Genomic DNA, 18813 nt, shown 5'->3' on the forward strand with positions numbered 1-18813 from the left:
TGGCGGGTCACCAGATCCGCACGCGCTCCTCGGGCGCCAGGTACAGCGCGTCCCCGGGCGCGACGTCGTACGCCGCGTAGAACTCGTCGACGTTGCGCACGACGCCGTTGCACCGGAACTCGTTGGGCGAGTGCGGGTCGGTGGCGAGGCGCCGCACGATCTCCTCGTCGCGGCCCTTCGCCCGCCACACCTGGGCCCAGCCGAGGAAGACGCGCTGCAGGCCCGTCAGGCCGTCGACGACCGGCGCCTCCTCGAGCGGGCGGCCGAGCGCGATGCGGTAGGCCGTGATCGCGATCGACAGGCCGCCGAGGTCGCCGATGTTCTCGCCGACCGTCAGCGCGCCGTTGACGTGCGGGCCGTCCTCGGGCAGCTGCGCCGGGCGGTAGGCGGCGTACTGGTCGATCAGCGCCTTCGTGCGCGTCTCGAACTCGGCCCGGTCCTCGGCGGTCCACCAGTCCTCGAGCCGCCCGTCGCCGTCGTACTTCGAGCCCTGGTCGTCGAAGCCGTGGCCGATCTCGTGCCCGATGACCGCGCCGATGCCGCCGTAGTTGACGGCGTCGTCGGCCTCGGGGTCGAAGAACGGGGGCTGGAGGATCGCCGCGGGGAAGACGATCTCGTTCATGCCGGGGTTGTAGTAGGCGTTGACCGTCTGCGGGGTCATGAACCACTCGTCGCGGTCGAGCGGCCGGCCGATCTTGCCGAGCTCGTAGTCCTGGTCGAACGCGTTGGAGCGGCGCACGTTGCCTACGAGGTCGTCCGCCTCGACGACGAGGCCCGAGTAGTCGCGCCACTTGTCGGGGTAGCCCACCTTGGGGGTGAACTTCTCGAGCTTGGCGAGGGCCTTGGCCTTGGTCTCCTCGGTCATCCAGTCGAGCTTCGTGATCGACTCGCGGTACGCGGCGACGAGGTTGCCGACGAGCGTGTCCATGCGCTCCTTGTGCGACGGCGGGAAGTGCCGCGCGACGTACTCCTGGCCGACGGCCTCGCCGAGCGCGCCCTCGACGAGCGACACGCCGCGCTTCCAGCGCTCGCGCACCTCCTGCGCGCCCGAGAGCACCCGGCCGTAGAAGTCGAAGTTCGCCTCGACGATCTCGTCCGTCAGGTACGGCGCCCGGGCGGTGATCAGGTGGAACACCATCCACAGCTGCCAGTCGGCGAGCGGCTCGGACGCCCACAGCTCCGCGAAGCCGCGCGCGTAGTCGGGCTCGCGCACCACGACGTCGTCGAACGCGCCCTCGGGCGCGCCGAGCGCCGTGACCCACGCGCGCCAGTCGAACCCGGGAGCGGACTCGGCGAGCGCGGCGAGCGACATGGGGTTGTAGGTCAGCGTCGCGTCGCGGTCGCGCACGACGTCCCAGTGGTGGCGCGCGAGCTTCGTCTCGAGCGCGACGACACGCTCGGCCGCCTCCTGCGGCGTCGTGCCCCACGACTCCTGCGAGACGCCCGCGATCGCGAGCATGCGCGCCACGTGCGGCGTGTACTTCTCGCGCACGGGCGCGTACCGGTCCTCCCGGTAGTACGCCTCGTCGGGCAGGCCGAGGCCGCTCTGGACCAGGTAGACGACGTAGCGCTCGGGGTCCTTGGCGTCGTTGTCGACCCAGAACCGCAGCGCGGCCGCCCCGCCCGTGCGCTGCAGCGCGCCGAGGACGCCGGTGAGCTCGGCCTGCGTCGTCGCGCCGCGCACGAGCGCCAGGTCGGGCTCGAGCGGCGTCGTGCCGAGCGCCTCGATGCGCTCGGTGTCCATGAAGCTCGCGTACAGGGCGCCGATCTGCGCCTGGACGCCCGTGGCCTCGCCGCGCTCGATCGCGGCGGCGGCGTCGGTGATGATGTCGCGGACCTGCTCCTCGGCGGCGTCGTGCAGCGCGCGGAACGCGCCGTCCATCGCGCGGTCCGCCGGGATCTCGTGCGTCGCGAGCCAGCGGCCGTTGACGTGGCGGAAGAGGTCGTCCTGCGGGCGGACGTCCGGGTCGAGGGCGGACAGGTCGATCCCGGACCGCAGCCCGGTCGCTTCGGCAGTCATGGCGCCAGACTACGGGTCGGCGCCGACGGGCGTGAGACCGTGCGCGGGGTGCGCCGACGGTGGGGGAGAATGGCGCCCATGCGTCTGCACATCGCCGCCGATCACGCCGGATACGAGCTCAAGACCCACCTGGTCGAGCACCTGCGCGCCGCGGGTCACGACGTCGTCGACCACGGTGCCCACGAGTACGACCCGCAGGACGACTACCCCTCGTTCTGCATCTCCGCGGGGGAGGCCGTCGTGGCCGAGCCCGGGTCGCTCGGCATCGTCATCGGCGGGTCGGGCAACGGCGAGCAGATCGCCGCCAACAAGGTCACGGGCGTGCGTGCGGTCCTCGCGTGGTCGCTCGAGACGGCGCGGCTCGGCCGCCAGCACAACGACGCCAACGTCATCGCGGTCGGCGGTCGGATGCACTCCCTCGAGGAGGCGACGAGCTTCGTCGAGGCGTTCGTCGCCGAGCCGTTCAGCGGCGACGCGCGGCACCAGCGCCGCATCGACCAGCTCGCGCAGTACGAGGCGACGCGCCCGGCGCCCACCGCCTGACGTGCCCGAGGGCCACACCGTCCACCGCCTCGCGCGGACCTTCGACGAGCTCTTCGCCGGGCAGGTGCTGCGCGTGAGCAGCCCGCAGGGCCGGTTCGCCGACGGCGCCGCGCTGCTCGACGGGCACGTGCTCGTCGCCGCCGAGGCGTGGGGCAAGCAGCTGTTCCTCGGCTTCGCCCCCGTGTCCGAAAGCCGGTGGGCCCTGGCCCACCAGGCTTCTGACACGACGGCGGAGCGGTGGCTGCGCGTGCACCTGGGGCTCTACGGGGCGTGGACGTTCGCGGGCGACGGGAGCGCCGCCGTCGTGCACGCGATCGGCGCGCCGCGCAAGCGCGTCGGCGAGCGCGAGACCGCGCTCTCTCCCGAGCTGTCAGGCCCAGACCGGGGTATACCGCGGCCTGGGCCTGACAACTCCCGGGAGGAGGCGGGCCAGGAGTGGGGGCCGCCGGCTCCGCGCGGGGCGGTGCGTGTGCGGCTCCGCGGCGCGCACGCCGTCGCCGACCTCACCGGCCCGACCGCGTGCGAGGTCGTCACGCCCGACGAGAAGGCCGCCGTCGAGGCCCGGCTCGGCCCGGACCCGATCCGCCCGGACGGTGGCCACGCGTCTCTCGAGGAGGCACGCGCGGCGTTCGTCGCGCGCGTGCGGCGCTCGCGCGTGGCCGTCGGGCAGCAGCTCATGGACCAGGCGGTGGTGGCGGGCGTCGGCAACATCTACCGCGCCGAGGTGCTGTTCCGCGCCGGCGTCGACCCGCTGCGGCCGGGCCGCGACGTGCCGGCCGCGGTCCTCGGGCAGGTGTGGGACGACCTCGTGGCGCTCATGCGCGACGGCGCCGCCACCGGCGCGATCGTCACCACGCGGCCCGAGCACCGGGACGCGTCCGTGCCCGACGGCGGCCCGGGCGCGGGTGCACCGGGCGTGACCCGGCGCCGCACCCGGCAGAACACGGACGGCACGCCGGGCGCCGTGCCGCACGACGAGGCGTTCTACGTCTACCACCGCGACGGGCTGCCGTGCCGCGTGTGCGGCTCGCCGGTGCTCACCAAGGAGCTCGCGGGCCGCAACCTGTTCTGGTGCGGGACCTGCCAGGCCTGAGCGCCGTCAGGCGCCGGGCGCGCCGGCCGGGTCGGCGGCCAGCACGCCCGCCAGGTGCCGCGCCGGCGCCTCGCCCCAGTCGTCCCACTCGGCCTCGGTCGCCTCGGCCAGCGCGCCCCACCACGACCACGCCCGGTTGACCGCGTGCGTGACGCCGGCCGCCCGGCGCAGCGCGGCCCACTCCTCGTCGTCCGCGACCGCGGTCTCCCAGGCTCCGCGGTAGGCGCGCTCGACGCCGTCCCACGGCAGCCCGGTGTGGTGCACGACCGCCGACGGCACCTCGAGCGTCTCGAGCGGGTGCGCCCACTGCGCGTCGCCGAGGTCGAATACCCGCCGCCCCCCCCGTCGACCGCCAGGACGTTGCCCGGGTGCAGGTCGCCGTGCTGCAGCGACGCCCCGACCGGACGCGCACCGTGTGCTCGGACGCGCCGGGCACGTCGCGCAGGACGGCGCCGGCTCCGTCGGCCTCGATGCCGACGGCCCGGTCCCACGACAGCGGCGAGGCCGACCGGGCCGCGTCGTCGAGCGACCCGGAGGACGGGAACGCCCAGGCGTCGAGGTCGAGCACGGCGCGGTGGTCGTCGGCGGTGAGCTGGCGGAAGCGGTAGCCCGCGGGCAGGGGCGCGTCGATGAGCATGGCCCGATCGTGTCCGCGCCACGGGCCTCACGCCACTCCTTTCCGCCGCCCCTCGGCTCAGCGGACCGGGACGCCGTCGCCGGGCGTTTCGGAGCGGGAGAGGAAGGTCTCGACGACGTCGGGCGCGAGGGGGCGCCCGGCGCGGGCCTCGTGCCGCGCGAAGTCGACGAGGCGCCCGGCGAGCACGCGCACCGGCACGTTGGAGCGCATCGACGCGCGACGCAGGAGGGTGAACGCGTCGTCCTCACCGACGTCGTGCACCGCGCACAGCACGCCCTTCGCGCGCTCGATCGCGCCGCGGCTCTGGGCGGCCTCGAGGATCCTGCCCGTCGGCGAGGACCGCGGCGTACCGGTCGACGGGCTCGGTCAGGTCCCTGACGTAGCCCGTGATGGTCGCGATCCGGCCTGTCGTGCCCGGTGCCCGCGGCCGACCACGACCACGAGGTGTTCCTCGCCGTCGGCGTCGAAGATCCGGTGCAGGCACGAGAAGGGCGTCTCGGAGCGCTCGGCGTGCGCGATCGCCGCCTGGGCGCGGGTCCGGTCCTCGGGGTGCTTGTGCGTGAGGACGAGCCCGCGGGTCGGCACCACCTCGCCGGGCTCGAACCCGTGGATGCGGAAGGTCTCGTCCGACCACCACCACGTGCCGGAGGCGAGGTCGACGCGGAAGCGCCCGGTCGGCGTCTCGCGTGCGAGCGCGTCGGCCCGGGCGCGCGGCGGTTGCTGCCCGGGCACCGGCCGCGCCGGGGACGGGGACGGGGACGGCGACGGGGGCGCGTGGAACGTGCGCGCGTGCACCTGGTCCATCCTGCGGTCCTCCTCGTGCCCCCGAACGACCGAGCTCTCAGCATGCCGACTCGGGGCCGCCCCCGCACGCCACGGCGCGCCGTCGAGGGCGTCGGCGCGTGCCCCCGCGCCGTCGAGGGCCGCGCTTGCCCGGCGCCCCGCGGCGGTGCCAGGGTGCGGGCATGCCACGCTCCGACGACGACCGTCCCGGCGCCGCCACGCCCGGCGAGGAGTACCTCGACGAGGTGCTCGCCGTCGTCGAGCGCGTCCCGTCGGGGCGGGCGACGACGTACGGGATCGTCGCCGACGCGGTCGCCGAGGTGCTGGGCCGCGGCGGTCCGCGTCAGGTGGGCCAGGTGATGGCCCGCGCCGGCTCCGGCGTCCCGTGGTGGCGCGTCGTCAACGCGGCGGGCAGCCCGCCGGCGCGGCACCTCGACCGGGCGCTCGCCGAGCTCCGCGCGGAGGGCTGCCCGCTCACGCGGGACGGCCGCCGCGTCGACCTGCGGCGGGCCGTGTGGTTCCCCGACGAGTGACCGTCACAAGGAGTGTCAGTCACACGGTGCGCGGGGCCACCCGGCCGAGCAGCGAGCCGGCGGCGGCCCGCGCCCGTCCGGCGAGCGTCGGCTCCTGCGCCGCCGCGAGCACCGTGAGGACCGACGCCGGGTCACCCTGCAGCAGCAGGGTCGTCACCGCGGTCGCCTCCCAGCGCTCGAGGTCGCGGGCGACCTTCTCCGCGGGGCCGACGAGCGCCACCTCCTCGACGAGCTCGAGCGGCACCGCTCGCGCCGCGTCCTCCTTGCGCCCCGCCAGGTAGAGCTCCTGCACGCGGTCCAGCACCTCGGCGTACCCGAGCCGGTCGAGCGACGCCTTGTGGAAGTTCGCGTCCTTGGCCCCCATGCCGCCCGCGTACAGCGCCACGTACGGGCGCACGACGTCGGCCGCCTGCTCGACGTCGTCGCGGACCACGACCGGCACCGTCGCCAGCACCTCGAACGCCGCCGCGGGCGAGCGCTCCGCCGCGCGCGCCGCGAAGCCCTCGGCCAGCAGCTCGCGGAAGTGCGGGTCCATCCGCGGGGCGTAGAAGCCCGCCATCCAGCCGTCGGCGATTTCCGCGGCGAGCGCGACGTTCCGCGGGCCCTGCGCCGCCAGGACGATCGGGATCTCGGCACGGCGCGGGTGGACCGTGGGCCGCAGGGCCTTGCCCAGCCCCGTCGCGCCCGGCGCGCCGGCCGGGAGGGGCAGCGTGAAGAACTCGCCGTCGATCGTCACGGGGCGCTCGCGGGCGATCACCTGGCGCACGACGTCGACGTACTCGCGGGTGCGCGCGAGCGGACGGCGGTACGGCTGGCCGTACCAGCCCTCGACCACCTGCGGGCCGGACGCGCCCAGCCCGAGCACGAACCGCCCACCGGACAGGTGGTCGAGCGTGATCGCCTGCATCGCGGTGGCCGACGGGGTGCGCGCCGCCATCTGCGCGATGCCCGTGCCGAGGCGGAGCCGGCGCGTCCGCGAGCCCCACCACGCGAGCGGCGTAAACGCGTCCGAGCCGTACGCCTCGGCGGTCCAGACCGAGTCGAGCCCGAGCCGCTCGGCCGCGACGAGGGCGGGCACGATGCCCTTCGGGGGGCGGCGGGACCAGTAGCCGGTCTGCAGGCCGATGCGCATGGTGCTCCTCGTCGAGTCGGGCCGAGCCAGAGGTACCCGGGACGCCGCGTCTCGGGTAGTGGGTTCACACCTTAGCGGCCCGCGCGTACGGTCGGTGCATGGCCACGTACGACGACGTCGCCCGCCTCGCCTCGGCGCTGCCCGAGGTCGAGGACGGCTCCCGGTACCGCGGCCACTGCACGTGGGCGGTCCGGGGGAAGGTCTTCGCCTGGGAGCGGCCGTTCTCGAAGGCGGACCTGCGCCGCTTCGGCGACGCGCAGCCGCCGGCCGGGCCGATCCTGGCGCTCGCCGTGGAGGACCTCGACGAGAAGGAGGCCGTGCTCGCGGCCCGGCCCGGGTCGTTCTTCACGATCGAGCACTTCGACGGGTACGCCGCGGTGCTCGTGCGGCTGGACGCCGTGGGCGACGACGAGCTCGCCGAGGCGCTCGAGGACGCCTGGCTCGCCAAGGCTCCCGCGGATCTCGCCGAGACGTTCCGCGGGCGGTAGGTCTCACGCCGTCCGGCGACCTCAGAAGAAGAAGCCCTGGCCCGCCTGCTTCCCGCGATCCACGTCCCGCGAGATCTTCAGGAGATCTTCGCGCCGGGCCGGGTCATGAGTCGTGTGCGACGTCCTGTCGACACGGCGCCGGACCGACAGCCACAGGGACAGGGCGACGCACACCACCAGGAGTGCGACGAGGCTGACGACATCGATGACGTCCATGGCGAGCTCCCTCCCACGCTCAGTGCGCGCCTCGCAGGGCGCTCGGGGAAGGGGCTGCGAACGCGCCGCGCACCAGGAGGACGACGACGAACGCCGCGGGCAGGATCCACCCGGACCACCCGAGGATCGTGGCCTGGGCGGTGTCGACCGTGGCACCCTCCTGGGCGAGCACGAGCGAGAGGCCGGCGGCCGCGTTGATCGTCCCGTGGCCGACGGCGGCGGGCCACACGGACCCGGACCGCAACCGCACCCAGGCGAGGACCGCTCCCATGACGGTCGTCATCCCGCACATGGCGGCGATCGCGACGCCGGGCGGGGCGAGCGGGTAGTTGTAGCCGAGCACGAGCAGGGGAGCGTGCCACACGCCCCAGACGACGCCGGAGGTGAGGATCGCCGGCACGGTACCGAGCCGGAGCAGCCGCGGGACGAGGTAGCCGCGCCAGCCGAGCTCCTCGCCGAGCGCGGGCAGGGTGTTGACCACCGAGCCGACGACCACGGTGACGAGCTGCCCGGCGAGCAGCGCGGCGACCGGGATCTCGACCGGCGGCGCCCCGGCCGCCTCGAGCTGCGCGTCGAGGGCGGCCCGGAACGCCGAGAGACCGACGAAGTCGGCGGGGTAGACGCCGAGCACCGCACCGACCGGGAGGGCGAGGACCACCGCGGCCAGGCAGACGCCGAGCGCGATCGCGCACCAGGCCAGGACCCGCCGCCACGACGACCCGGGCGTGACGACCCCGAGCCGGGTCCACACCCGCGGCTCGCCGTCGACGAATCGTGCGACCACGAGCGCGGCCGCGCCCGGGGTCAGCATCATGAGGATCGACAGCGGGAGGAACCACGGGCTCTCGAGGCCCCCGGTGAGCCGCACCGGGATCGCGACGATCCACGCCAGCGCGATCGCCAGCGCCACGAAGGCGACGGGTCCGGCCCACCCCGTGGGCGTCGTCGAGGCCGGCAGCGCCGCGGGTGGCCACGCCGCGGTCTCCTCGGCGCTCACCGGGTGCGCTCCGCGACGGTGTTGAGCAGGCCCGCGGCCGTCGCGGCGTCGTCGACCGTGACGACGAGCACGCGACCGCCCGTGCGCTCGACCTCGAGCGCCTCGCCGGCGCGCAGCACGACCCCCGTCCGTCCGCCCTGCCCCACGCGCCAGCCCCAGCCGCCGAAGTCGCGCAGCGGGCGGACGCGCGTGACGTCCGCGCGCACGATCTCGTCGGCCGGCACGCGGGTGCTTGGCCACCCGAGCGCCGAGCGGACCGTCAGCCCGCTCGCGTCCACGCGCACCGTGAAGGCGAACATCGCCGCCAGGACGACCGCGAGGAGCGCCGGGACGACGAGCATCGCCCAGAGCTGCAGGACGACGGCGAGCACCGCGGTCAGGGCGATGGCGAGCGCCCCGACGGCCAGGCCCGGCACTCCGTCGGCACGCCGGATCCACACCGCGCGCTCGCCCTCGGCGAGCGGCACCCGCGCGGCGTCGTCGGCGACCGGGGTCGTGGCCGGCTCTCGCGGGTCGCCCGGCACGACGAGCGCCGCCAGGACCGCGGGCACGAGCGGGAGGACCAGCGCGAGCGCGAGCGCCCCGCCGGGCGAGGTCGCCTGCGTCGCGTCGTCGAGCCCGCGCTGCGAGGCCGTCCCGGCGAGCAGCAGCGTGGCGCCGAACGCCCCGCTCCACACCGTCGCCGCCCCGACGGTCCGCCGGGTCGAGGCGGACGTGCCCCACGACCAGCCGATCGCGCCGAACAGGGCCACGCACCCGGCGACGAGCAGCACGCTCGACAGGGCGAACGCCTCGAGCGACATGAAGCCGTCCGGCTCGCCGGCGGCGCTCCAGTGCGAGGCGACCGGGTCCGGCAGCTCGTGGCGCCAGGTCCACACGATCGCGGCCGCGAGCAGCACCGTGCCGAGCGCCACGAGCGACGCGAGCACGACCACCTTCCGGGCCCGAGGCCGCCAGGCCTCGGTGGACGGGACGGACGGGACAGTCATCGCTTCATCGCCTCCTTGACGAGCGTCGTGGTCGCCTCGGGGGAGAGGCGCGCCTCGCGTGCCGCGGTCACGAACGCCGCGAGCGCCGCCTCGACCGGGGACAGGTCGCGTGCCGCGGCGGCCGTGACGACCGCTCCGCGCCCGCGGCGGAGCTCGATCAGGCCCTCGTCCCGCAGCTGCTGGTACGCCTTGAGCACCGTGTGCACGTTGAGCTCGAGGGACTCCGCCAGCTCGCGTGCCGCGGGCAGGCGGTCCCCGGGCGCGAGCTCGCCGCGCGCGGCGGCCAGGTGCGCCTGCGCGACGAGCTGCGCGTAGAGCGGCTCGTCGCTCGCGGGGTCGATCCTCCAGAGCATGCAGCAGACACTACTAGTTCTATCTCAACTAGAACAAGTGGCGTCGTCGGGCGCGCTTCGAGAGTCAGGGCGAGAATGAGGAAGTGGTGCGGCGCACCGTTGAGCCGCACCACACCACTTCCTACCGGTCGGCCCGGGCGGGCTCAACCGCCTTTGTCGAACCGTGACCTCAGATCACGTACTCGATGAGCTCCGACGCGTCCTCGACGCGCGGCCGCGCCGTCGGCCTCGTGCCGGGCTCGCGGACCTTGGCGGGCACGCCGACCGCCACGCAGCCGGCGGGCACGTCCTTGGTCACGACGGCGTTCGCACCCACCTGCGCGTCGTCGCCGACCCAGACCGGGCCGAGCACCTTGGCGCCGGCGCCGATCATGACGCGGTCGCCGAGCGTCGGGTGCCGCTTGCCGGGGCTCATGGAACGGCCGCCGAGCGTGGACCCGTGGAAGAGCACGCAGTCGTCGCCGATGACCGTCGTCGCGCCGATGACCACGCCCATGCCGTGGTCGATGAACAGCCGCCGGCCGATCTGCGCGCCCGGGTGGATCTCGATGCCGGTGAGGAACCGGGCGAGCTGGGAGATGAGCCGGGCGGGCAGCCGCAGCAGCGGGTTGTGCCACATGCGGTGCGTGAGCCGGTGCACCCACACCGCGTGCACGCCGGGATACCCGAGGCCGACCTCGAGCCGCGTGCGCGCGGCAGGGTCGTGCGCGTGGGCCGCGTCGAGGTCCTCGAGGAGGATGTCGAGGAGGTGACGCAGTCCGGGCCGGTGGCCCTGCGGCATCGCGTGGTCGAACTCGTCGTACGCCTCGAGGTGGTGCCCCGGCGTGCGCGCGGTGTGGTTGGTCGTCACGTCAGTCCATGAGGTCCGAGTAGAGGATGGTGGACAGGTAGCGCTCGCCGAAGTCGGGGACGATCACGACGACGGTCTTGCCGGCGTTCTCCGGGCGCTGCGCGACCTGGACGGCAGCCGCGAGAGCCGCGCCGGACGAGATGCCCACGAGCAGGCCCTCCTCCTTGGCGGCGCGGCGCGCGAACTCGACGGCGGTCTCGGCGTTGATGTCGATGACCTCGTCGTAGATCGAGGTGTCGAGGATCTCGGGCACGAAGTTGGCGCCGATGCCCTGGATCTTGTGCGGGCCGGGGGCGCCGCCGTTGAGGATCGGCGACTCCTCGGGCTCGACCGCGACGAGCTGGAGGCCCGGCTTGCGCTCCTTGAGCGCCTGGCCGATGCCCGTGATGGTGCCGCCCGTGCCGATGCCCGAGACGATGATGTCGACCTCGCCGTCGGTGTCGGCCCAGATCTCCTCGGCCGTCGTCTCGCGGTGGATCTTCGGGTTCGCCTCGTTGGCGAACTGGCGGGCGAGGATCGCGCCGGGGCGCTCGGCGGCGATCCGCTCCGCCGCGGCGACCGCGCCCTTCATGCCCTCCGAGCCCGGCGTGAGCACCAGCTCGGCGCCGTACGCGCGCAGCAGCGCCCGGCGCTCCTTGGACATGGTCTCCGGCATCGCGAGGACGACGTTGTAGCCGCGCGCCGCGCCGACCCAGGCGAGGGCGATGCCCGTGTTGCCGGAGGTGCCCTCGACGATCGTGCCGCCGGGCTGGAGCTCGCCGGACGCCTCGGCGGCATCGATGATCGACACGCCGATCCGGTCCTTCACCGAGTTGGCGGGGTTGTAGAACTCGAGCTTGGCGGCCACGGTGGCGGCCGCGCCGTCGACGAGGCGGTTGAGCTTGACGAGCGGGGTGCGGCCGATGAGCTGGGTCGCGTCGGCGTAGATCTGGGCCATGGTCTTCCTCTTCGGGTAGGGCGGTGCTGTCGGACGCGGTGCGTCCAGGGTGGTGGGGAGGTGGCGGCATCGCCACCGGGCAGGCGAGGTGCACGACGCCGGTCGGGCGGCCGGGTGCAGGGCCTGCGAGCGTCGCGCGGTCGCCACGGCCCGCCGGTGGGCGGGTCAGGCGTGACGCGGACGCCCTAGAGACAGCGGCAGCAGCAGGAGACGCACGAGCAGGAGAGGGCGGTGACGACGGTGACGTGCGTGCGACGCATGTCCGTGGTCCCTCCGTGCGATCGATCCTGCGCGGTGAGGGTCGCTGTGGCGCGAACCCCTCGGTTGACGAGACGAGCGTATCCCCGGTTCATGACGCGGACAACGGACGTCTCGGAGAGCGGGCGACGGGAATCGAACCCGCACCACCAGTTTGGAAGACTGGGGCTCTACCATTGAGCTACGCCCGCACGTGCCCGACGGCGGAGCCCGGGCAAGGCCGGGGAGCGTCGGAGCGCGGTGATCACCCTAGCAAAGGCCCAGCCAGTGCCGCCGTCGGCGTCCGGAGCACTAGACTGCCTCCTCGGTGCCCCGCGGGGCGCTCGGGGTGTGGCGCAGCTTGGTAGCGCATCTGCTTTGGGAGCAGAGGGTCGCTGGTTCGAATCCAGTCACCCCGACGGAGAGACCTCGGCTGCCCGGGTTTCGGGCCCGAGCGAGCGGCCGACCACCTAGCCGGCGAGGACGCGGTCGACCAGGCGGTCCAGGAGGGTGCCGGCCCAGGGCACGAGGGCGTCGTCCACGAGCATGGCCTGTGCGAGGCCCGCGGTCGCCAGGACCATGAGCCAGGGATCCGTCTCGGGGCCGGCCGCCGCGGCACGAGCGCCTCCGTCTGCCGCTCGCCGCAGCTGCCCCGGCGACGAGGTCGACCAGGAGCCGGGGAGCGCCGGCCGTCTCGGGGGCGGCCAGGGGCCCGTCGTCCCGAACCGTCCTGGCGTTCTCGGTCACGGCCGCGCCGTGGAAGGCCTGGAGGACGATCGCGCCCGCGCGCCGGTCCGGGTCGGTGGGCAGGGTCGCGGCCAGCACGCCGTGGAGCACCGCGCGGGGCGAGGCCTCCGGCCCGAGGTCGTCGAGGACCCCGGTCAGGCACCTCCCCGCGTCCACCGCCACCGCGCGGTGGGTGGCCTGCAGGAAGGCGTGCTTGGTGCCGAAGTAGTACTGCACCAGCCGGACGGAGATCCCGGCCTCCGTGGCGACCGTGTGGAACGCGTCACCCGCGCACCCGGCCCGCAGGGCGGGGACTGTGCCCCGGTCGTGCTGCTGCCCGGACTCGGCGGCGCCGGACCCACCTGGCACGGCCTCGCCGCCGTCCTCGCCGCCGAGCGCCCCGTCGTGTGTCCGGACACGCTCGGTGTCGCCGGCCTGTCGCACCAGACCGCGCCGTACTCCTCGGACGCCGACCTGGCCGTGTGCCGTGTGGTTCGGTGACGTCCTGGACGCGCTCGGTCTCGACCGGGTCCACCTGTACGGCGAGTCCCAGGGGGCCTGGCACGCCGCGCTCGTCGCCCTCGGGGCGCCCGAGCGGGTCGCGAGCCTGAGCCTCGTCGAGCCGAACGGGTTCATCACCAGGACGCCGATCGGCGCCCTGCTGACGTTCGTGTGCCTCTCCGTGAACCCGACGCCGAAGGGCTGGGCGCGGATGAGCGCCTGGCTCACCCCCGGCGTGACCGTGCCTGCGCGGGAGCGGGCCCTGGCGGCCGCCGCGCTGAAGTTCAGGCCCTCCCTGGGGTACGCACGCGTCCTGCCCGACGACGAGCTGGGCCGCCTCGGCCGGGTCCCGCTGCTGGCGGTCTTCGGGTCGGCGTCGGTGCTGATCGACGTCCCGACGACGACCGCCAGGCTCCGCGCCCTCGTCCCGGCCGCTCGCATCGAGGTGGTCGACGGTGGCGGGCACGGCGTGCGTGCCCAGAAGGCCGACCAGGTCGAGTCCGTCCTGACGGAGTTCCTCGCCGTCCACGACTTGGCGTGAGCACAGGAGCGCCGCCCGGCGCGGCCGGGCGGCGCTCCCGTGCTCGTCAGGTCAGACCTTGCCTCCCGGCGCCAGGGCGAAGCTGGCCGGCCCGGCCTCCATCGGCAGGGTGTTGCGCGCCAGGTAGGTCTCCAGGTACGGCGTGCTGGTGCCGTGCGTGGCGACGTCGTCGGACGGGTCGTCGAGGGCCAGCCGGAGCTGGGCGCCGGTGACCGTGATCGTCTCGTTCGACGGCGTGTCCCGCCAGGAGCCGGTCTGGATCGAGCCGATCTCGACCGCGAGCACGTGGCCTGGACGCAGGGTCCAGTCGGTCGACTTGAGGTCGAACGAGAGCCGACCGGACGCCGGCAGCAGCGAGACCTGCTCGTCGAACATGACCGCCGTGCCGTCGGGCGCGACGTCGTAGAGCTTGACCATGACGTTGCCCGCCCCACGGGTCGTGAGCGAGACGTTCGGCGTCCCCGTGATGCGGACCGCGTCCCGGACGGGCTGCGACCAGACGAAGTAGCTCGAGACGACCTGGCCCGCCTCGGTCGCGCGGGTCACGCCCTTGGCGTGGCCGCGGGGCGCGACGGGCTCGGTCGTCGGGGCGTTCTCCATGTCGAAGCTCGACGGGACCGGCGCCTCGAGCGGGGCCGTCGCGCCGGCGGCCGCCCGGGCCGACGCGCCGCCGTCGTCGACGTACGACCCGCCGCCGAGGGGCAGGGGCACGGCGCGCTCGACGACCGGCCAGTCGTCCTGCGCGCGGTACGAGCCGCTGTTGTCCTGCACGACGTACGCGGGGTAGTCGACCGTCGGGGTCGTGCCCTTGAGGTACTCGTCGTAGAAGCTCATGACCTCGTCGAACCAGCCCTCGCGGCCCATGGCGAGCCGGCCCGCGGTGACGTCGTTGCCGCGCACGTGGTCGAACTGGCCGAGCCAGCCGCGCTGCGGTCCCTCGTGGTTCTCGAGGTACTCCTGCATCTCCTCGGGCTTGGTGTTGGGCTCGATGAAGCCCTGCGTGACGAACAGGGGCGTGTCCGTCCCGTCGGCCATCGCGGCGAGGTCGCGCGACGTCCAGTGCTCGGAGGACTGGTCGGCGATGCGGTAGCCGGCGGCGTGCTCAGCCAGGCACTCGGGGTTCTCGCGCACCCACGCCGCGTTGGCCTTGTACCGCTCGTCGTCGTCGGCCATGGCAGGCAGGCTCGCGATCGAGTTGTACGCGTTCGCCGTGCCGGTGACGTTCGGCCGCGGCACGCCGTTGGAGTAGATGTACTGGTACATGTCCCACACGGGCTCCTGCGCCACGACCGCCTTGAGCGCCGGGTGGTCGAGGTTGTTCCCGATGAGACCGGTGACGCCGTCGTACGACTTGCCGTACATGCCGACGTTGCCGTCCGACCACGGCTGGGCCGCCGACCACTCGATCGCGGCGAGGACGTCGGCCTGCTCGCCGGGGCCCGCCCAGTCGTGGCAGCCGGTCGAGCCGCCGTAGCCGCGCAGGTCGACCATGACGAAGGCGTACCCCTCGTCGAAGAGGTCGGCGCCCTCGATCAGGTCGAGGAAGCGCTGGGACGGGCCCGTCTGGGCGAACCGGTCGTTGCCCGTCTGGCCGATGTGGGAGAAGTACGGGCCGACCGACAGGATCACCGGGACCTGCTGCCCGGGCTCGAGGTCCTCCGGGAGCAGGACGTCGGCGTGGAGCTCGACGCCCGACCCGTCCGAGGACGGGAAGTAGTGCTGGGTCCACACCGATCCCTCGGGGACCCGGGGGTTGAGCTCGTGCGTGACGCCGTAGGTGTCGGTCGCGACGTGAGGCGCCGTGCTCGTGGCCGTCGCGAAGAACGCCGTGCCGGTCGCCGGGACGGTCGGGGCTGCGGTGGCGGTCCCCACCGCCGCCGTCGTCGTGAACAGTGTTGCTGCGGCGGCCAGTGCGGCCGCGCGACGTGCCTTCAACGCTCCTCCAGGGGTCCGGTGGTGCAGACGAGGTCGTGCAGCGGCCCCGACCGTGGAGGATGTCTCCGCACGTCAGCGCCGACGTGGCACGACGTTACCCACGGCGTGTGACCGTTGTGTAGCCCCGTGTAACGATTCCGTTCCGCGGGGCAACCGCACCTTCCGGATCGGCGACACCCTGGTGGCCCGGTTGCCGAGCGCCGCGCCCTACGCGCTGGCGGTCGAGAAGGAGCAGCGATGGTTGCCGGGCACGCCCGCCGACCGGGCAGCGATCTCGGACCCGGACCGGTTCGCTCGCGACCTGGGGCTGTTCCTGCTCGCTCTGCACCGTGTCGAGACCGAGGACGGCCCGAGGCCAGGGCTGCACAACTGGTACCGGGCGGACCGCTGAGCCGCTACCAGGGAGAGGTCGACCGTGGCCTCGCGGTGCTCGACCGGAAGCGAGCCGAACGTGTGCGGGAGCTCTGGAAGTCCGCGTCGGCTGCTCCCTGGGACGGGCGCGAGGTCTGGTTCCACGGCGACGTCGCGGTCGGCAACCTCCTCGTGCGCGACGGCGCCCTCGCCGCGGTGATCGACTTCGGCACCACCGGCGTCGGCGACCCGGCCTGCGACCTGGCGATCGCCTGGACCGTCTTCGAACCGGGCAGCAGGACGGTGTTCCTGGAGACGCTCGACGCCGATCCGTCCACCGTCGCGCGCGCATCCGGCTGGGCGCTGTGGAAGACGTTGGCCGGCTACGCCGACGACGTCGACGACGGCGTGGACGTCCGTCCCGACGTGGCCTTCGCCCTCGACCAGCTCCTGTCCGACCCCGCCCTCGGGGGCGCGGGCTCGGTTGCGGGCGAAGGCGCAGGGCATAGGCCTGAGGCATGTCGATGAGCGAACCGTTCGAGCCCGACCCGCACGACACCGAGGAGCGCATCGCCGCCGCGGACCCCGGCCCGGGCGGCCCGAAGCCCGCGCCCGGCTTCGGCCCGGAGGGCGAGGAGCCGGACGTGACCGCGGACCAGGCCCGGGCGCAGGAGGGGGACGACGAGCCCGAGGCCGACGCGGCGGACGAGGGCTGACCACAGCCCGGCGCGGGGCGCCGCGCGCCGGCCGTCAGGCGAACCCGAAGACCAGCGGGAAGACGACGACCACCACCGCGGCCCACACCCCGTAGACCGGCAGGTAGCGCGTCTGCCAGCGCTCGAGCTCGGCGAACGGGCGACGGCCGCGCAGGAAGCCGAGCAGCAGCCACGCGGCCCACGCGAGGTGCACCAGCAGCAGCACGTTGAGCCCGAGCGCGGCGACCTTGTTCGGGCTGAACCCGAACTCGGCGATACGCGCGAGCATGGCACCGAGCATCACGGCGTCGACGGCCAGGGCCGCGACGATCATCACGAGCTGCAGGCCGTCGAAGAACCCGGCGGGCGCCAGGGAGTCGCGCGCGGAGATCGCGTAGAGCAGCAGGGACAGGACCAGCACGAGGATCGCGTCCATGAGGATGAGCAGCTCGCGGTCCACCTCGACGAGGCCGCCGGTCGTCGCGAGCGCCCCGAGGAGCGTGAGCAGCATGACGATCGTCAGCGGCGTGAAGATGCGCGTCAGCACCGGGGCGATGTTCTCGATGACGCTCTGCTTGGCCTCGACGAGCCAGGCCGCGACGACGAGCGCGCCCGGCACGGCGAGCGGCACCACCCAGTCCTCGAGCACCGGTTCGAAGTCGATGCCCACGAGCGACAGCACGCCCGCCGTCAGCCCGACGAGCACCCCGCCGCCGATCGCGATGAGCGTGTAGTAGACGACGAGCTCGCCGGTGAAGCGGACGAAGTCCATGCGGCGCCCGTCCGAGCGCCACCGCCCGCCCACGTACGCGAGCCCGGCGAGCAGCCACAGCACGACGGGCGCGTGGAGGGCGGCCAGCACCTCGGTCATGCCGCCAGCGGAGAACGGGTAGGCGTTGAGCACGACGGCGAGCACCGCGAACGGGATCGCGAGCGCCACGCCGACGCGGGCGGTGAGCCGCCGCTTCCACGCGAAGTACGCCGCGAGGAAGGGGAAGACGAGCAGCGCGACGTTGCGCAGCAGCGCGTTCCCGTCGTCGAGCACGGTGAGCCCGACCTTGACCGCGACGCCCGCGCCCACGGCGAGCCCGAGGACGACCGCGAGCTCGCGCCACGGGGGAGCGCCGCCGCCCGCGGCGTCGTCGTCGCGGACGAAGACGAGCTGCTTCCAGAGCCGGTCGGAGTGCTCGCGGGCGAACTCGCGCGAGATCGCGTCGAGGCTGCCCATGCGCTTGATCGCCACGAGGAAGGCCTCCTCGTCGTCGAGCCCGGACGCCCGCAGGTCGCCGATCCGCTCGCGCAGGTGGTCCTCCATCTCGTCGACGTCGGCGGCCGAGATCGCCTGGCGCCGCAGCACGTACCAGCGCCAGTGGTCGATCTGGGCCTCGAGGCCCTGGTGCTCGGTCATCAGGCCCACCCCTCTGCCACGGCCGGCGGCTGCTGGGCGGCCTGCCACACCTGCTTGAGCGCGTCGGCGACGACGCTCCACTGCTGCTGCCGCTCGGCCAGCGCCTCGCGGCCCGCCGGCGTGATCGCGTAGTGCTTCCGGCGGCGGCCGACGTCGGACGTGCCCCACGACGACCTCACGTACCCCAGGCGCTCGAGCCGGTGGAGGAGGGGGTAGAGCATCCCGTCCGTCCAGCGCATGCGGCCCTCCGACAGCTCGTCGACACGCTTGAGGATCGCGTAGCCGTACGACTCGCCCTCGGCCAGGATCCCGAGCACCAACGGCGTCGACGAGGCCGCGACCAGGTCCTTCTCGATGTGCATGGCACCTCCATGCATAGAACTGCTAGGGCCTAGAACCCTAGCGCATCGAGGTATGGCATGTGTCGAGCGGATCTGGTGCTGTGCGGGGCGGGAGGAGGTGCACATGGTGGGGGTGGAGCTCGAGCTGCCGTTCACCGGGCGCTGGCTGGTCCGGAACAGCCCGGCGCGTCGTGTGCCGAGCCACGGCACCGCCCTGCTCGCGAGCAGTCACGTGCGTCGCTCTCGTCCACCTGCGGTCGGGCTCGGTGCGGGTCGCGGTGGGCGACCGTGTCGCGGCCGGTCAGCCGCTGGGGGAGTGCGGAAATTCGGGAAACTCGACGCAGCCGCACGTGCACGTGCAGGCGATGGACGGGCCGGACCCGGAGCGCGCGCGGGCCGTCCCGATCACCTGGCGGCGCTACCGGGAGTGGGCGCACGGCGTGCGCGAGCCGGGCGAGCACGACGCCGGCGTGCCGGGCGAGCGGTCGGTCGTCGAGCCCGCGTAGC

The 18813-nt window shown here is 74.1% G+C and carries 24 protein-coding genes and 2 tRNA genes; 11 read left to right on the forward strand and 15 right to left on the reverse strand.

The window, feature by feature from the left end:
* Window positions 1-7: 7 nt before the first annotated feature.
* Window positions 8-2020: a M13 family metallopeptidase gene (locus ISOVA_RS05395; protein ID WP_013838242.1), complete on the reverse strand. Its 2013-nt coding sequence runs from the start codon at window positions 2018-2020 to the stop codon at window positions 8-10.
* A gap of 78 nt (window positions 2021-2098) precedes the next feature.
* On the opposite strand from ISOVA_RS05395, the gene ISOVA_RS05400 reads away from it, so the two are divergent.
* Window positions 2099-2563, forward strand: coding sequence for a ribose-5-phosphate isomerase (locus tag ISOVA_RS05400; RefSeq protein WP_013838243.1), 465 nt, complete (start codon window positions 2099-2101; stop codon window positions 2561-2563).
* A 1-nt stretch (window position 2564) separates the two neighbouring features.
* A complete protein-coding gene (locus tag ISOVA_RS05405) occupies window positions 2565-3656 on the forward strand; it encodes an Fpg/Nei family DNA glycosylase (protein ID WP_013838244.1) in 1092 nt (363 codons plus the stop codon).
* 6 nt (window positions 3657-3662) lie between these two features.
* On the opposite strand, the gene ISOVA_RS05410 is transcribed toward ISOVA_RS05405, so the two are convergent.
* The 3 genes from ISOVA_RS05410 to ISOVA_RS15405 form a co-directional block, all read right to left on the reverse strand.
* A complete protein-coding gene (locus ISOVA_RS05410) occupies window positions 3663-3935 on the reverse strand; it encodes a hypothetical protein (RefSeq protein ID WP_041294790.1) in 273 nt (90 codons plus the stop codon).
* A gap of 415 nt (window positions 3936-4350) precedes the next feature.
* The gene (locus tag ISOVA_RS15400; protein ID WP_081474814.1) at window positions 4351-4614 is read right to left on the reverse strand and encodes an ANTAR domain-containing protein; all 264 of its coding nucleotides are present in this window, start codon (window positions 4612-4614) and stop codon (window positions 4351-4353) included.
* 45 nt (window positions 4615-4659) lie between these two features.
* The gene (locus ISOVA_RS15405; RefSeq protein WP_049788250.1) at window positions 4660-5097 is read right to left on the reverse strand and encodes a PAS domain-containing protein; all 438 of its coding nucleotides are present in this window, start codon (window positions 5095-5097) and stop codon (window positions 4660-4662) included.
* 161 nt (window positions 5098-5258) lie between these two features.
* On the opposite strand from ISOVA_RS15405, the gene ISOVA_RS05425 reads away from it, so the two are divergent.
* Window positions 5259-5609, forward strand: a complete 351-nt coding sequence (locus ISOVA_RS05425; protein WP_013838245.1) for an MGMT family protein — start codon at window positions 5259-5261, stop codon at window positions 5607-5609.
* A 19-nt stretch (window positions 5610-5628) separates the two neighbouring features.
* On the opposite strand, the gene ISOVA_RS05430 is transcribed toward ISOVA_RS05425, so the two are convergent.
* On the reverse strand, window positions 5629-6741 hold the full coding sequence (locus ISOVA_RS05430; RefSeq protein WP_013838246.1) for an LLM class F420-dependent oxidoreductase: 1113 nt from the start codon (window positions 6739-6741) through the stop codon (window positions 5629-5631).
* A gap of 98 nt (window positions 6742-6839) precedes the next feature.
* Here ISOVA_RS05430 and ISOVA_RS05435 point away from each other — a divergent pair, with 98 nt between their 5' ends.
* On the forward strand, window positions 6840-7229 hold the full coding sequence (locus ISOVA_RS05435; RefSeq protein WP_013838247.1) for an MmcQ/YjbR family DNA-binding protein: 390 nt from the start codon (window positions 6840-6842) through the stop codon (window positions 7227-7229).
* A 21-nt stretch (window positions 7230-7250) separates the two neighbouring features.
* Here ISOVA_RS05435 and ISOVA_RS05440 read toward each other — a convergent pair whose 3' ends face one another.
* The 7 genes from ISOVA_RS05440 to ISOVA_RS05470 form a co-directional block, all read right to left on the reverse strand.
* On the reverse strand, window positions 7251-7445 hold the full coding sequence (locus ISOVA_RS05440) for a hypothetical protein (RefSeq protein ID WP_013838248.1): 195 nt from the start codon (window positions 7443-7445) through the stop codon (window positions 7251-7253).
* A gap of 19 nt (window positions 7446-7464) precedes the next feature.
* Window positions 7465-8442, reverse strand: coding sequence for a CPBP family intramembrane glutamic endopeptidase (locus ISOVA_RS05445; protein ID WP_013838249.1), 978 nt, complete (start codon window positions 8440-8442; stop codon window positions 7465-7467).
* Entirely contained in the window at window positions 8439-9431 is a 993-nt protein-coding gene (locus ISOVA_RS05450) for a DUF1648 domain-containing protein (protein ID WP_013838250.1), read from the reverse strand. The genes ISOVA_RS05445 and ISOVA_RS05450 overlap by 4 nt, the downstream gene beginning before the upstream one ends.
* Entirely contained in the window at window positions 9428-9784 is a 357-nt protein-coding gene (locus ISOVA_RS05455) for a GntR family transcriptional regulator (RefSeq protein WP_013838251.1), read from the reverse strand. Before ISOVA_RS05455 ends, ISOVA_RS05450 begins: the two co-directional genes overlap by 4 nt.
* A 169-nt stretch (window positions 9785-9953) precedes the next feature.
* Complete coding sequence (gene epsC / locus ISOVA_RS05460; RefSeq protein ID WP_041295180.1) at window positions 9954-10565, reverse strand: serine O-acetyltransferase EpsC; 612 nt, start codon at window positions 10563-10565, stop codon at window positions 9954-9956.
* A 70-nt stretch (window positions 10566-10635) separates the two neighbouring features.
* Complete coding sequence (gene cysK, locus ISOVA_RS05465; protein WP_013838253.1) at window positions 10636-11571, reverse strand: cysteine synthase A; 936 nt, start codon at window positions 11569-11571, stop codon at window positions 10636-10638.
* A 378-nt stretch (window positions 11572-11949) separates the two neighbouring features.
* Window positions 11950-12020, reverse strand: a tRNA-Gly gene (locus ISOVA_RS05470).
* 133 nt (window positions 12021-12153) lie between these two features.
* Between ISOVA_RS05470 and ISOVA_RS05475 the strand changes: the two genes are divergently transcribed.
* From ISOVA_RS05475 to ISOVA_RS05480, 3 genes are all read left to right on the forward strand, one after another.
* Window positions 12154-12227, forward strand: a tRNA-Pro gene (locus ISOVA_RS05475).
* Between the two features lie 337 nt (window positions 12228-12564).
* Window positions 12565-13035 (forward strand): alpha/beta fold hydrolase, encoded by a 471-nt coding sequence (locus ISOVA_RS16715; protein WP_186004573.1) that lies wholly within the window; start codon window positions 12565-12567, stop codon window positions 13033-13035.
* The gene (locus tag ISOVA_RS05480; RefSeq protein ID WP_049788252.1) at window positions 13022-13576 is read left to right on the forward strand and encodes an alpha/beta fold hydrolase; all 555 of its coding nucleotides are present in this window, start codon (window positions 13022-13024) and stop codon (window positions 13574-13576) included. The genes ISOVA_RS16715 and ISOVA_RS05480 overlap by 14 nt, the downstream gene beginning before the upstream one ends.
* 51 nt (window positions 13577-13627) lie before the next feature.
* Here the strand turns inward: ISOVA_RS05480 and ISOVA_RS05485 are convergent, their stop codons facing one another.
* Window positions 13628-15511, reverse strand: coding sequence for a CocE/NonD family hydrolase (locus ISOVA_RS05485; RefSeq protein ID WP_013838254.1), 1884 nt, complete (start codon window positions 15509-15511; stop codon window positions 13628-13630).
* A gap of 190 nt (window positions 15512-15701) precedes the next feature.
* On the opposite strand from ISOVA_RS05485, the gene ISOVA_RS17180 reads away from it, so the two are divergent.
* From ISOVA_RS17180 to ISOVA_RS05495, 3 genes are read left to right on the forward strand one after another with little or no spacing between them, the layout of a single operon-like run.
* A complete protein-coding gene (locus ISOVA_RS17180; RefSeq protein ID WP_233276028.1) occupies window positions 15702-15902 on the forward strand; it encodes a phosphotransferase in 201 nt (66 codons plus the stop codon).
* Window positions 15903-15937: 35 nt separating this feature from the next.
* A complete protein-coding gene (locus tag ISOVA_RS15970) occupies window positions 15938-16390 on the forward strand; it encodes a phosphotransferase (protein WP_049788255.1) in 453 nt (150 codons plus the stop codon).
* The gene (locus tag ISOVA_RS05495) at window positions 16387-16578 is read left to right on the forward strand and encodes a hypothetical protein (RefSeq protein WP_013838255.1); all 192 of its coding nucleotides are present in this window, start codon (window positions 16387-16389) and stop codon (window positions 16576-16578) included. Before ISOVA_RS15970 ends, ISOVA_RS05495 begins: the two co-directional genes overlap by 4 nt.
* Window positions 16579-16612: 34 nt before the next feature.
* Here the strand turns inward: ISOVA_RS05495 and ISOVA_RS05500 are convergent, their stop codons facing one another.
* Together ISOVA_RS05500 and ISOVA_RS05505 are read right to left on the reverse strand one after the other, a co-directional pair.
* On the reverse strand, window positions 16613-17965 hold the full coding sequence (locus ISOVA_RS05500; protein WP_013838256.1) for a permease prefix domain 1-containing protein: 1353 nt from the start codon (window positions 17963-17965) through the stop codon (window positions 16613-16615).
* Window positions 17965-18327 (reverse strand): PadR family transcriptional regulator, encoded by a 363-nt coding sequence (locus tag ISOVA_RS05505; RefSeq protein ID WP_013838257.1) that lies wholly within the window; start codon window positions 18325-18327, stop codon window positions 17965-17967. The genes ISOVA_RS05500 and ISOVA_RS05505 overlap by 1 nt, the downstream gene beginning before the upstream one ends.
* 329 nt (window positions 18328-18656) lie before the next feature.
* On the opposite strand from ISOVA_RS05505, the gene ISOVA_RS17490 reads away from it, so the two are divergent.
* Window positions 18657-18812, forward strand: a complete 156-nt coding sequence (locus ISOVA_RS17490; RefSeq protein ID WP_315897892.1) for a hypothetical protein — start codon at window positions 18657-18659, stop codon at window positions 18810-18812.
* Window position 18813: the final 1 nt, after the last annotated feature.

The organism is Isoptericola variabilis 225, from assembly GCF_000215105.1.
Taxonomy (GTDB): domain Bacteria; phylum Actinomycetota; class Actinomycetes; order Actinomycetales; family Cellulomonadaceae; genus Isoptericola; species Isoptericola variabilis_A.